This is a genomic window from Streptomyces sp. NPDC088733 (assembly GCF_044751185.1).
In the GTDB taxonomy this organism is placed as follows: Bacteria; Actinomycetota; Actinomycetes; order Streptomycetales; family Streptomycetaceae; genus Actinacidiphila.
The window spans coordinates 50,580-62,979 of record NZ_JBIVLH010000021.1; the positions used below are offsets into that span (position 1 = coordinate 50,580).

Sequence of the window (12,400 nt, forward strand, 5' to 3'; positions counted from 1 at the left end):
CGAGGGGGGACGCGCGTCGCGCGTCCCCCCTCGGCTCTTCCGGCCTGCGGCGCCCTGTCGGCGGCGTATCGGCGCCTCTGTCAGCGATATGTCGGCGCCGTGTCGGTGGCCGGGGTGAAGCTGAGGGCATGACACAGCGAGACGTGAAGAGCGCGGACGCCGCCGTGAGGGTGCGGGGGCTCGTGAAGCGCTACGGGGAGACGAAAGCCCTCGACGGAGTGGACCTGGACGTGCGGCAGGGGACCGTGCTCGGGGTGCTGGGACCGAACGGGGCCGGGAAGACGACGCTGGTGCGCATCCTGTCCACGCTGATCCGGCCCGACGCCGGCACGGCGATGGTGGCGGGGTACGACGTGCTGGCGCAGCCGCGGCAGCTGCGCCGGGTGATCGGCCTGACCGGGCAGTACGCCTCGGTCGACGAGTCGCTGTCCGGCCGCGAGAACCTGTACATGATCGGCCGCCTGCTCGACCTGTCGCGCCGCGATGCCTGGTCGCGCACGGACGAGCTGCTGGAGCGGTTCTCGCTCACGGAGGCGGCCCGCAAGCCCGCGAAGGAGTACTCCGGCGGTATGCGCCGGCGCCTGGACCTGGCGGCGTCGATGATCGGCCGTCCGGCCGTGCTCTACCTGGACGAGCCGACGACCGGTCTGGACCCCCGCACCCGCAACGAGGTGTGGGACGAGGTGCAGAACATGGTCGCGGAGGGGTCGACCGTGCTGCTGACCACGCAGTACATGGAGGAGGCCGAGAAGCTCGCCCACGAGCTGACGGTCATCGACCGCGGCCGGGTCATCGCCGGCGGCCGGGTCGAGGAGCTCAAGGCCAAGGTCGGCGGCCGCACCCTTCAGGTGCGCCCGGTCGACCCGGCCCTGCTGAACGCCATGGCGGCGGCCCTCGGCACGGGGGCGCAGGCCGTCCCGGACCACGAGCGCGGCGTGCTCAACGTACCGATCATCAGCGACGAGCAGCTGACGCAGATCGTGGCCGCGCTCGGCGCGCACGGCTTCGCAATCGCCGGTATCGACACCCATCTGCCCAGCCTGGACGAGGTGTTCCTGGCCGTCACGCACGGCGGCGGGACCACCGAGGACCGAGAGGAACTCGCCGCATGACCGCCATCACCGCCCCCGCCGCGCCCACCGCCGCGGCCGTGGACGCCGATCCGCGGATCGGGCTGCGCGCCAACCTCCGGCACGTCGGCGCCCTGGTGCGGCGCAACGTCCTGCAGATCCGGCAGGACCCGGAGTCGATGTTCGACGCGCTGCTGATGCCGATCGTCTTCACGCTGCTGTTCGTGTACGTCTTCGGCGGCGCGCTGGAGGGCAGCCAGGAGAAGTACGTCAACTACATGGTGCCCGGCCTGATGGCCATGATGGGCATGAACATCGCGATGGCCGTCGGCACGGGCGTCAACTCCGACTTCAAGACCGGGGTCATGGACCGCTTCCGGACCATGCCGATCGCCCGCTCCTCCGTGCTGATAGCGAAGATCGTCGTCGAGATCGGCCGGGCGCTGGTCGCCACGGTCATCCTGCTCGCGATGGGCTTCATCCTGGGCCTGCACGTGGACAACGGCGTCTTCGGCCTGGTGTGCGCGGTGGTGCTCTCCCTGACCTTCGGGGCCTCGCTGATGTGGGTCTTCATCCTTCTGGGTCTGGTCGCCCGGACCCCCCAGTCCGTCCAGGGGCTGTCCATGATCGTCGTCCTGCCGCTGCAGTTCGGAAGCTCGATCTTCGCCAAGCCCTCGACCATGCCGGGCTGGCTGGAGGCCTTCACCCGGTACAACCCGCTGTCCAACCTCGCGGACGCCTCCCGCAACCTGATCAACGGGGGCGCGGTGGCGCACTCGGTGATGATGACCCTCATGTGGGCCGTGGGCATCACGGTGATCAGCGCGCCGCTGGCGGTGGCGAGGTTCCGCAACAAGACCTGATCCTGGAGGCATGGACCCCGTCGAGGCGCTGGACCGGATCGCGTTCCTGCTGGAGCGGGACGGCGCCCCGACGTACCGGGTACGGGCCTTCCGGGGCGCCGCCGCCGCGGTCACCGCGCTGCCGCCGGAGGAGCTCCGGCGGCGCGCGGCCGTTTCCGGTTCCCTGGAGGAGATCAAGGGCCTGGGCCCGAAGACCGCCGCCGTCGTCCGGGAGGCGCTGGACGGCGGCCGCCCCGCCTACCTCACCCGGCTGGAGGAGGGCGGCGGAACGGATGCCGTGCCCCGGCCCGAGGGCGACGCGGGGCAGCGGATGCGGGCGGCGCTGCGCGGCGACTGCCATCTGCACTCCGACTGGTCCGACGGGGGCAGCCCGATCGAGACCATGGCCCGCACCGCGGCGGCGCTCGGCCACGAGTGGGCGGTGCTCACCGACCACTCCCCCCGGCTGACCGTCGCCCGCGGCCTGACCGCCGACCGCCTCCGCGCCCAGCTGGCGGTCGTCGCGGAACTGAACGAGCGGCTGCCCGCGCCCTTCCGGCTGCTGACCGGCATCGAGTGCGACATCCTCGCGGACGGCTCCCTCGACCAGAACGCCGAACTGCTGGACCAGTTGGACGTGGTGGTCGCCTCCGCCCACTCCAAGCTGCGGATGGATCGGGGCGAGATGACCCGGCGCCTGGTCTCCGCCGTCAGCAACCCGCTGGTGGACGTGCTCGGCCACTGCACGGGGCGCCTGGTGCGCGGCAAGTCCCGCCCGGAGTCGGAGTTCGACGCGGACCTGGTGTTCGCCGCCTGCGAGCGCTTCGGCGTCGCGCTGGAGATCAACAGCCGCCCCGACCGCCTCGACCCGCCCCGCCGGCTCCTGCGCACGGCCGTCGACGCGGGCGTCCTCTTCTCCATCGACAGCGACGCCCACGCCCCCGGCCAGCTCGACTGGCTGATCTTCGGCTGCGCCCGCGCCGAGGAGTGCGGCGTCCCGCCGGAACGGGTCGTCAACACATGGCCCGCGGACGCCCTCCTGCGCTGGACCCGCACCCGGCAGGTGCCGCCGGGGACCGCTCAGGCCTGAGCGCCGGTGCGGTCCGCCGGAAGGCCGAGCAGCCCGCGCAGTTCCGAGCTGTCCGGCTCGGCGCCGTCCTGCGGGGCCATCGCGGCGTCGACCGCCCGGTCCAGCGCGGCGTGCACACCCTCGTCGAACTCCAGGTGCTTCGCGCGTTCCCAGTCCAGCTCCCAGCGGGCCCGGCCGCCCTCGACCAGGGCCGCCAGCGCCAGGGAGTACAACTGGTCCGCGGCAGCAGCCTCGTTGCGGGCCCGCAGGGAGTCGTCGAGGAGCATGTGGCCCACGTCGCCGGTGCGGGGCATGCAGTCGACGACCTCCGGCCACCGTCCGTCGTCGACGGCGTCCAGCAGCGCGCCGAGGTCCGCGGGCCGGCGCAGGACCGCGCGGCCCGCCCGGAGCACCGGCACCGTCTCGGCGCCGAGCTCCGCCGTACCGGCCGCGGCGGCCAGCTCCCGCCAGGACAGCTGCCGCAGCCCGGCCGTCCCGGGCAGTGCCAGAACGGTGCGGGAACCGGTTCCCGCGGGGTCGTGGAGCAGTCCGGCCGCGGCCGGTGACGGCTCGTCGGGGAACGTCCCCGCGGCATCCGCGGGCAGCGCCTCGATCGCCGCGACCCGCTCGCGCATCGGGGGGTGCGAGTCGTAGGGCGAGGTCTTCTCGCGCGGCGGGTCGGCGATGAGCCGCCGCTCCTCCTCGCGCCAGGTGTCGCTGTCCAGGAACGCGGCGAAGCCGGAGTGCACCTCCGCGGCCGGCGGGAGCAGACCGAGCCCGACGCCGATTCCGGCGTACTCGTGCAGATAGCGGGTGTGCGCGGCGTCGACGAGAAGGATGCGGCGCAGGGCGGCGGAGGTCGCGTCGCGTCCGGCGATCCGTGCGGCGGCGCGGTCCGCGGCGAGTTCCCCGAGACGTGCTTCGGCCTGCGTCACCCGCAGGCAGAAGCGGGCGTAGCCGGCGAACAGGGAGCCCATCGTGTGGCCGATGCCGCTGCCGTCCTCGGCGTACCGGTCGAGGACCCGCGTCAGACCCGTGCGGTTGCGGGCGGCCAGTGCCGAAAGGAAGGTGTCGCGCCGGGCGAAGTGCCCGATCTCATGGGCGATGACCGCATCGAGCTGATGTTCCGTCAGGCCGGTGAGGTACGGGATGCCGAGCACCATCCGCCGGCGCCCGGGGACCAGCCCGAGCAGCCAGGAGCTCTGCCAGACCGCCGCTTGCGGCTCCGCCACGAGCCAGAGCTCTGCGGGGGCGGGGGTGTCCATCGCCGTGGCCACCCGAAGGACGCGCGCCCACAGCTCCGGCTGCTCGTCCGCGCTCACCCGCAGTCCGTCCGGCCGGTGGCGGTTCATCCCGTGGACGGAGGCGAGCAGTCCCGACACCAGCGGCGAGGCGAACGCGACGCTGACGCCCACGAACAGGAAGGTCACGTAGCCCCCCTTGAGTGCCGCGTCGAACAGGACGACGTTCGCGGCCACGATCGCCGCGAGCAGGCCGAGGGCCATGACGTAGAAGCCGAGCAGGAGCCCGAGGAGGCGGACGGCATGGAACAGCGCGCGCATGGCGGAAGGGGTCTCCTGAGGAGCGGGGATCACGAACGACGGCCGAATGGCGACGCGTCATCGTATGCGGGCACCCGACGCCGCTCAACGGCCTTTCCACGCGGGGGGTCTCGCGCCTCGCCCCGCAGGTCAGGACGGCCGCAGGCGCAGCACCGTGGTGAGGGCGTGGCGGCCGACGCCCTGGAGGATCTCGACGGGGAGGGGCCCGGGCAGCGGACGGTAGGGAGTGCCGTCGTCGAGGGCCGCGGTGGCGGGGGCCGCGGGGGTGAGGAGGGCGGCGAGTTCGGTGCGGAGGGGCGCGTCGAGGGGCGCGGAGGCCAGCGGGCCGTCACCGAGGTCGAGGACGAGGGCACGCGGGGCGCGGGGGGTGCCGGTGAAGCCGATGGCGACGGCGTCCTGCGGGACGGAGTGCCGGAGTTTCAGCCAGTCGCGGCGGCCGGGCCGGTAGCGCTGGGCGCGGCCCTTGACGACCAGGCCCTCGATGCCGGTGGCGGCCAGGGAGGCGTACCAGTGCAGCGCCTCGTCGCGGTCGGTGGTCATGGGGACGGGCTGCAACGGCGGGCCGAGCGGGGCGAGGAGGGCGGTCAGGGCGGCGCGGCGCTCGTCGTAGGGGCGGCCGCGCAGGTCGGTGCCGCCGGCCGCGAGGAGGTCGAAGGCCGCGTAGTTGGCGGGCGGCCCGGGCGGGCGTCTGCGGGTGCCGCCCAGGGCGCGCCGCTGGAGCGCGCCGAAGTCGATGCGGCCGTCGCGCCAGATGACGACCTCGCCGTCCACGACGGTGCCGGGCGGCAGGGCCCGTGCGGCCTCGGCGAGTTCGGGGAAGGTGTCGGTGACGATCCTCCCGGAGCGGGTCTGGAGCCGTACGGGGCCGGTGAGGACGACCATCCGGTGGCCGTCGAACTTGGGCTCGTACGCGCAGCCGCCGGGCAGCGCGCCCGCCTCGGGGACGGTCTCCACGCGCCGGGCGAGCATCACCACGACGGGCGGCGGGACGGGATCGGTCACGGCAGCCGGCCCCGGGCGGCGCCGTCGTCGAGCCCGGCCAGCAGGTCGCCGTGGCGGGCGACCCGGTCGAGCACGTCCTCGGGTCCGAAGACCAGGTCGCCCGGCGCGCGGCAGGCCGCGACCTCGTCCCAGGTGACGGGGGTGGCGACGCCGGGGCGGTCGCGCAGCCGCAGGGTGTAGGGGCAGGCGGTGGTCTTCGCGGAGGCGTTCTGCGACCAGTCGATGAAGATCTTGCCGGGGCGCAGGCTGCGGGTCATGGAGACCAGGACGAGGCCGGGGTGCTCGTCGCGCATCCGCCCGGCCAGCGCCTTGGCGTAGCCGCTGACGGCCTTCCCGGTCGCGGGCTCCAGCGGCGCGTACAGGTGCAGGCCCTTGCTGCCGGAGGTGACGGGGAAGGCGGTGAGCCCGTCGTCGTCCATCATCTGGCGGAGCCGTTCGGCGACCCGGCAGCACAGGACGAGGTCGGCGCCCTCGCCGGGGTCGAGGTCGAGGACGAGCCGGTCGTGGCCGTCGGGCCCGGCATCGGCGGTCCACTGCGGGACGTGCACCTCCCAGCCGCCGAGGTTGGCCATGGTGACCAGGGTGGCCGTGGAGTCGAGGACGACGTGCGGCTCCCCGGGGCCGCCGGTCGTGGTCACCCAGGAGGGCGTGCCGGCGGGCGGCCGTTTGGCGAACCACGCCTGCCCGTGCGGCCCCTCCGGGGCCCGGACGAAGGAGGCGGGGCGGCCGGTCGCGTGGGGCACCATCACCGCCGCGACCTGGGCGTAGTACCGCAGCAACTGCGCCTTGGTGTGGCCGGTCGCGGGGAAGACGACCTTGTCCAGGTGGGTGAGGACCACCTGTCGGCCGTCCACCTCGGCCGGCTGCCGGTCGGGCGAGGCTGACGGGGCGGGCATAGTGTGGAAAGTCCCCGGAAAGGGACGAAAGTATGCGATCCATGTGGAAAGGTGCGATCGGCTTCGGGCTGGTCTCCATTCCCGTCAAGCTCTATGCGGCCACCGAGGAGCACGGCGTCTCCCTGCACCAGGTGCACGCCGAGGACGGCGGCCGCATCCGCATGAAGCGGTTCTGCGAGAAGGAGGGCAAGGAGGTCCCCTACTCGGAGATCGCCAAGGGGTACGAGGACGAGAGCGGCCGCACGGTGGTGCTCAGCGACGAGGACCTGGCGCAACTGCCGCTGCCCAGCCGCAAGCTGATCGACGTCCTCGCCTTCGTCGACACCGACGAGATCGACCCCCTGTCGCTGTCCCGCGCCTACTACGTGGGCGCCGATGCCGCCGCGTCCAAGCCGTACGTCCTGCTGCGCGAGGCGCTGGCCACCAGCGGCAAGGCCGCCGTGACGAAGATCGCCCTCCGTACGCGCGAATCGCTGGCGCTGCTGCGCGTCCACGAGGAACTGCTGGTCCTGCACACCATGTACTGGCCGGACGAGGTCCGCGACGCCGGGGGGCTGGCGCCGCCGGAGAACGTCGCCGTGCGGCCGCAGGAGCTGAAGATGGCGCAGAGCCTGATGGAGACCCTTTCCGAGGACTTCGACCTGGAGTCCCAGCACGACGAGTACCAGACGGCGCTGGACTCCCTGGTCGCCGCCCGCCTGGAGGGCGAGCCCGTGCCCGAGACGGCCGAGGTGGCCTCCGCCCCCGACAACGTGGTGGACCTGATGGCCGCGCTCCAGGCCAGCATCGACGCCCGCGGCGCCGAGAAGGCCGGGAGCACCCGGAAGCCGGCCGCCGCGAAGAAGACGGCCGCCAAGAAGGCCCCGGCGAAGAAGACCACCGCGAAGAAGACGACGGCCAAGAAGACGGCGGCGCGCAAGAAGGCCGGCTGAGCACCGGCCCGCGTCACAGGGGCTCTTGCAGCAGCACGATCGTCCCGGAGAAGGTGAGGGCCCCGCCCTCGCGGTAGACGGCGTCGAAATCCCGCTCCCCCAGGTGCGTGCGCAGCCGGGCCGCGTCCTCGTCGAGGCTCTGGCGCTCCCACGGGGTGCAGGCGGTCTGCCGCAGGCTGTCGTGGGCGCCGAGCACCAGCGCGGCACGGCGCGCCGCTTCCCGCGCGTCACCGTCGTCGCGCAGTCCCGCGATGCCGGTGAAGAGTGTGACGGCCGGCGGGAAGAGCAGCACACCCATGCGCGGCCCGATGACCGGGCTCAGTGGATGGGCCTCCATGTAGTCGACGGCCTCGCGGAGATGGGGCAGCCCGCCGTACGGATCCCCGGCCATGCCGGTCAGCCAGCCGCGGATCGCGGCCAGCAGCCCGAAGATGAACGAGGGCATGCCCCGCGGGGGGTCGGCCTGCATGGCGTCGAGCAGTGCGAAGCCCTCGTCCAGGTCGCCGCGCCGGGCGAGCATCGCGACCAGCAGCACCCTGCCGTAGTAGCTCGCGTCGTCGCCGACCGGGCGGAAGCGCTGGGCGTCGGCGATCCCCTCCCGGACCAGCCGCTCGCCCTCCTCCTCCTGACCGCTGTTGGCGAGGGCGTCGCCGAGGCGGACCGTCATCATCGGGATCTGCTGGTGGGCGCCGAGCTTGAGCGCGAGGGCGATCGCCTCGCGGCAGCTCTCGGCGGCGCGGCCCCAGTCGCCGGCGTTGGCGGTCGCCTCGGCCTCGGCCGCCAGCACTTCCGCCAGGCCCCAGTCGTCGCCGGCCTCGCGGAACAGGGCCCGGGCCTCGCGGATGTCCTCCATGGACTGGGCGAACCGGTCCTCGACGTCGTTCATGATCTTGGCCCGCAACTGCAGCGCGAACGCCAGCTCCCACGTCCGGCCGTGCCGCCGGCAACTGCTCACCGTGGAGTCGATCAGCTCGGGCATCAGGTCGAAGCGCCCGGTCAGCATGGCGCCCAGCATGCGGAAGAGCCCTGGCCGCAGGCTGGACTGGGGCAGGTCCGGCGGATAGGCCTCGATGAGCGCCTCGCCGAGCGCGACGTACCGCGGGTCGCTCCAGGCGTCGGTCTCCTCCATGCGGGCGAACACCTCGGCGGTCCGCACCCAGCGCCTGGCCTCGGTGAGCAGCTGCGGCGCCATCGGCAGCGGGTCGTCCAGCGGACCGCGGTCCAGCGGCGGCAGCGCGAGCGGTGCGGCGAAGGCGTCCACCGGACTCATCTTCGCCACCACGCCGGGCCAGTAGCCCATCTCACTGCGGTAGTTGCGCATCTCCCAGAACCAGCTGGAAGCCAGCACCAGGCAGAGCGCCTCCTGCTCGTCGCCCGTCTCCACCGCCCGGCGGATCGCGGCCCGCAGGTTCTCGTGCTCACGCTCCAGGCGGTCCAGCCACAGCAGCTGGCGCGCGCCGCGCAGTTCGGGATCGGCGGTGCGGATGTACTCGCGGAAGTACGCGATGTGGCGGCGCCCCACGATGTCGCGCTCGCCGGCCTCGTCGAGCCGTTCCGCCGCGTACTCGCCGATGGTCTCCAGCGTGCGGTAGCGGGCGCCGTCCTCGGTGAGGTCGGCGACCACGAGCGACTTGTCGACCAGCGAGGCCAGAAGATGGGCGACGTCGCGCGGGTCGACGGAGCCGGCGCCCTCCCCGCCGCACACCGCCTCGGCGGCGGCCAGGTCCCAGCCGCCGGCGAAGACCGCGAACCGGCGCAGCACGGTCCGTTCGGCCTCGGTGAGCAGGTCCCAGCTCCAGTCGACCACGGCCCGCAGCGTCTGCTGGCGGGGCAGCACGGTGCGGCTGCCCGCGGTGAGGATGCGGAAGCGGTCGTCGAGCCGGTCGACGAGCTGACGCGGCGTCATCATCCGCAGCCGGGCGGCCGCGAGTTCGATGGCCAGCGGCAGGCCGTCCAGCCGCCGGCACAGCTCCGCGCACGCCTCGGGATCCTCGTCCGGGGTGAACCCGGGACGGGCCGCGGCGCCGCGGTCGGCCAGCAGGCGCAGTGCGGGGGGCTGCGGCAGCGGGTCCAGCGGCCGGATCAACTCCCCCGGCACGCCCAGCGGTTCACGGCTCGTGGCGAGCACTGCCAGGTCCGGGCAGTCGGCGAGCAGCCGCTCGGTCAGCTCGGCGGCGGCCCCGATCACATGCTCGCAGTTGTCCAGGACGAGCAGCAGCCGGCGGTCCGCGCAGTACTCGGTCAGCTGCAGCAGCGGGTCCTTGGCGACCGCGCCCTTCGCCTCCGCGGCGAGCGCGGCCTCGGTGGCCGAGCCCGCGTGCAGCAGGGTCTCGCGCAGACCGAGGGCGTTGACCACGGCCACCGCCACCGTGCGGGGGTCCTCAACGGGGGCGAGCTCGGCGAACCACACGCCGTCCGGCCAGTGCCCGGCGACCGCGTCCCCGGCCTCCTGCGACAGCCGCGTCTTGCCGGTGCCCCCGGGGCCGGTGATCGTCACCAGCCGGGCGGCGGACAGATCGGACGCCAGCGCCGTCAGGTCCGACTCCCGCCCGACGAAGCTGGTCAGCCGGGCGCGCGCGTTGCCCCGGCGCGGCGGCGGCAGCGGTGCGGGGGCCGGCGTGGCCGGTGCGAGCAGTTCGGCGTGGAGTGCACGCAGTTCCGGCCCCGGGTCGGCACCGAGCGCCTCGGCGAGCTCCCGCCGCACGTCCTCGTATGCGACCAGGGCGTCCGCGGTCCGTCCCGCCTCCCGCAGCGCCCGCAGCCGCAGGGACTGCACCGGCTCGTTGAGCGGATGGGCCGCCGCCAGCTCCGCGATCTCGGGGAGCACCTGCTCGGCGCGGCCCAGCGCGACCTCGGCGGTGATCCGCAGACGGCGGGCGTCCAGCCGCAGCGCGTCGTAGCGGGAGGCGACGGAGACCCGGTCCGGAAGATCGGCCAGCACGGGCCCGCGCCACAGCCCGAGCGCGCCGTCCAGCGCGTCGGCGGCCTTCGCCGCGTCGCCGTCGGCCAGGGCGCGCCCGCCGTCCTCCACCATGCGCTCGAAGCGGAACAGGTCCACGGCGTCCGGCGCCGCGTCCAGCCGGTAGCCGCCGTCCGCGGAACCGACCGCCTCGTGGCCGATCGCCCGGCGCAGCCGCGCCACCAGCGCCTGCAGCGCGCCCGTCGCGTCGGCGGGCGGCTCGCCCTCCCACACCTCGTCGATCAGCGCCTCGGTCGTGCGCACCCGTCCGGGGCGCAGGGCGAGCGCGGCCAGCAACGCCCTCAAGCGCGTCCCGGCAAGGGGCACGGGGGTGCCGTCGTCGCGGTGGGCCTGTGTCGTCCCGAGGATGCCGTAGCGCACGCCCCCCATTGTGTCCGAGTGCGGCGCCGCGGTTCCGTGGGCCCGGGTTTTTCCCCCACCCTCCCTCCCGAGTGCCCGGCACGGTAAGTGCGGGCCCTGCGCTGCGTGCGTTGTGGGGTCGGCGCCGCTCCGGAGTCCGTCCTCGGGGCTCGCGGTTTGCCCCCACATCATTCGGCATCGACCACGCAGTCTCCGCTCGTCCCCTGCGGGCGGACCCCGGCGCACCCCCTCCCGGGCCGGTTGGGGCGACTGACGGCCGGTGGGGGTTCAGAGGGCACTCGCGGCAACCCCGGACAGCCTTCTCGCCCACCCACCGGGGATCAGGCGCTTGCAACTACGGAGGGGGCGGGGTCGTAGGGGTGGCGTTCTGGACACTGGAGCATATTTGGGTGCGTGACCCGGAGTGCTCAAGCCGGATACCTGAGGCACCTAAATGTGCTGTCCAGAATGGCAGCCCCGGAGGCCCCGAACCCGGCCCCCCAACAACTGGCGTCGGGGCGCGTGACTTCACAGGGCACACGGGCGGGCGGGCGGGGAAAGGCGGGCACCCCGGAACGTCTCGCGTTGGCGGAGCGTTATCGGCCCGTGGGTGTGCCCGACCCCGCACGGATGACATGATCGGGCGGCCGGCCCGGCCCCCTCCCCGAACAGCCCTCCGCAGGAGCCCGCACGATGACCACCGCAGCAGCCCGCAGTGAACGGCGGATCAGCCCGATTTTCCTCGGGCTGGTCGCGATCATGGCCGTCTCCGGGTGGGCGGTGTGGACCGGCTTCTCCTCGAACACCGGCTTCGCCGTCTTCCTGTTTGTCGTGTCCGGCTGGGTGGTCTCCCTGTGCCTGCACGAGTACGCGCACGCGCGCACCGCCCTGCACGGCGGCGACATCTCGATCGGCGCGAAGGGCTATCTGACCCTCAACCCGCTGAAGTACACGCACGCGCTGCTGAGCATCGTGCTGCCGCTGGTCTTCCTGATCCTGGGCGGCATCGGCCTGCCCGGTGGCGCGGTGTTCATCGAGCGGGGCCGGATCAGCGGCCGCTGGAAGCACAGCCTGATCTCGGCGGCCGGACCGCTCACGAACGTGCTGTTCGCGATCGCGGCGATGCTGCCGTTCACCCTGCACCTCGTGGACCCCGAGAACCAGGACCAGCTGGCCTTCGCCGCGGGTCTGGCGTTCCTGGCCATGCTCCAGGTGACGGCGGCGATCCTGAACCTGCTGCCCGTGCCGGGGCTGGACGGCTACGGGGTCATCGAGCCCTGGCTCTCGTACAACGTGCGGCGCCAGCTGGAGCCGTTCGCGTCCTTCGGCCTGCTGGCCGTGTTCGGCGTGCTGTGGATCCCTGAGGTGAACTCGGCGTTCTTCGGCTTCGTGGACGCCGTGACGGGCGCCTTCGGTCTGCCGGACGGCCTCTCGGGCCTGGGCTCGCAGCTGTTCCGCTTCTGGGAGAACGGCGGCTTCTAGCCGGCCGCCTTCTCCAGCTTGGCCTTGCGCGCGTAGTACCAGCACATGTTGCTGGTCAGGCCGGTGATCGCGAGCCACAGGACGCCGAGCCAGCTGCCTTCGACGAAGGAGACGACGGCGGCGACCACGGACAGCACGCACACGATGAGCGCGTAGAGGGCGAGGCGGGGCATGGGGGCGGCTCCTGTCGGGTCGGTCACGAACCCGCTCATTGTCCCCCATGCCC

Annotated in this window: 10 protein-coding genes; 5 read left to right on the forward strand and 5 right to left on the reverse strand. The window is 73.5% G+C overall.

Annotated elements, in window-relative coordinates:
- The first annotated feature begins 128 nt into the window (after window positions 1-128).
- From ACIP64_RS30655 to ACIP64_RS30665, 3 genes are read left to right on the forward strand one after another with little or no spacing between them, the layout of a single operon-like run.
- Window positions 129-1,112, forward strand: coding sequence for an ATP-binding cassette domain-containing protein (locus tag ACIP64_RS30655; protein WP_401592972.1), 984 nt, complete (start codon window positions 129-131; stop codon window positions 1,110-1,112).
- Window positions 1,109-1,933 carry an ABC transporter permease gene (locus tag ACIP64_RS30660; RefSeq protein ID WP_360913599.1) on the forward strand — a complete coding sequence of 275 codons (825 nt, stop codon included), beginning with the start codon at window positions 1,109-1,111 and terminating at the stop codon, window positions 1,931-1,933. Before ACIP64_RS30655 ends, ACIP64_RS30660 begins: the two co-directional genes overlap by 4 nt.
- A 10-nt stretch (window positions 1,934-1,943) precedes the next feature.
- A complete protein-coding gene (locus ACIP64_RS30665) occupies window positions 1,944-3,002 on the forward strand; it encodes a PHP domain-containing protein (RefSeq protein WP_401592974.1) in 1,059 nt (352 codons plus the stop codon).
- Here ACIP64_RS30665 and ACIP64_RS30670 read toward each other — a convergent pair.
- The 3 genes from ACIP64_RS30670 to ligD form a co-directional block, all read right to left on the reverse strand.
- Window positions 2,993-4,543 (reverse strand): M48 family metalloprotease, encoded by a 1,551-nt coding sequence (locus ACIP64_RS30670; protein ID WP_401592976.1) that lies wholly within the window; start codon window positions 4,541-4,543, stop codon window positions 2,993-2,995. The genes ACIP64_RS30665 and ACIP64_RS30670 overlap by 10 nt on opposite strands.
- Before the next feature lie 129 nt (window positions 4,544-4,672).
- Window positions 4,673-5,545 (reverse strand): ATP-dependent DNA ligase, encoded by an 873-nt coding sequence (locus ACIP64_RS30675; RefSeq protein WP_401592978.1) that lies wholly within the window; start codon window positions 5,543-5,545, stop codon window positions 4,673-4,675.
- On the reverse strand, window positions 5,542-6,441 hold the full coding sequence (gene ligD, locus ACIP64_RS30680; protein ID WP_401592980.1) for a non-homologous end-joining DNA ligase: 900 nt from the start codon (window positions 6,439-6,441) through the stop codon (window positions 5,542-5,544). The genes ACIP64_RS30675 and ligD overlap by 4 nt, the downstream gene beginning before the upstream one ends.
- Window positions 6,442-6,473: 32 nt before the next feature.
- On the opposite strand from ligD, the gene ACIP64_RS30685 reads away from it, so the two are divergent.
- A complete protein-coding gene (locus ACIP64_RS30685; RefSeq protein WP_401592982.1) occupies window positions 6,474-7,373 on the forward strand; it encodes a Ku protein in 900 nt (299 codons plus the stop codon).
- 13 nt (window positions 7,374-7,386) lie between these two features.
- Here ACIP64_RS30685 and ACIP64_RS30690 read toward each other — a convergent pair whose 3' ends face one another.
- Entirely contained in the window at window positions 7,387-10,722 is a 3,336-nt protein-coding gene (locus ACIP64_RS30690; protein ID WP_401592984.1) for a BTAD domain-containing putative transcriptional regulator, read from the reverse strand.
- Window positions 10,723-11,385: 663 nt separating this feature from the next.
- Here ACIP64_RS30690 and ACIP64_RS30695 point away from each other — a divergent pair.
- Complete coding sequence (locus tag ACIP64_RS30695; protein ID WP_401592986.1) at window positions 11,386-12,174, forward strand: site-2 protease family protein; 789 nt, start codon at window positions 11,386-11,388, stop codon at window positions 12,172-12,174.
- Here the strand turns inward: ACIP64_RS30695 and ACIP64_RS30700 are convergent.
- Window positions 12,171-12,374: a hypothetical protein gene (locus ACIP64_RS30700; RefSeq protein ID WP_401593138.1), complete on the reverse strand. Its 204-nt coding sequence runs from the start codon at window positions 12,372-12,374 to the stop codon at window positions 12,171-12,173. The two genes, ACIP64_RS30695 and ACIP64_RS30700, sit on opposite strands and share 4 nt — an antisense overlap.
- Between the last annotated feature and the right edge of the window lie 26 nt (window positions 12,375-12,400).

Bases quoted from the DNA above. Each gene is read 5' to 3' on its own strand.
- ACIP64_RS30685 (WP_401592982.1), top strand. From the start codon at position 6,474: ATGCGATCCATGTGGAAAGGTGCGATCGGCTTCGGGCTGGTCTCCATT.
- ACIP64_RS30665 (WP_401592974.1), top strand. From the start codon at position 1,944: ATGGACCCCGTCGAGGCGCTGGACCGGATCGCGTTCCTGCTGGAGCGG.
- ACIP64_RS30660 (WP_360913599.1), top strand. From the start codon at position 1,109: ATGACCGCCATCACCGCCCCCGCCGCGCCCACCGCCGCGGCCGTGGAC.
- ACIP64_RS30670 (WP_401592976.1), bottom strand. From the start codon at position 4,543: ATGCGCGCGCTGTTCCATGCCGTCCGCCTCCTCGGGCTCCTGCTCGGC.
- ACIP64_RS30690 (WP_401592984.1), bottom strand. From the start codon at position 10,722: ATGGGGGGCGTGCGCTACGGCATCCTCGGGACGACACAGGCCCACCGC.
- ACIP64_RS30695 (WP_401592986.1), top strand. From the start codon at position 11,386: ATGACCACCGCAGCAGCCCGCAGTGAACGGCGGATCAGCCCGATTTTC.
- ligD (WP_401592980.1), bottom strand. From the start codon at position 6,441: ATGCCCGCCCCGTCAGCCTCGCCCGACCGGCAGCCGGCCGAGGTGGAC.
- ACIP64_RS30655 (WP_401592972.1), top strand. From the start codon at position 129: ATGACACAGCGAGACGTGAAGAGCGCGGACGCCGCCGTGAGGGTGCGG.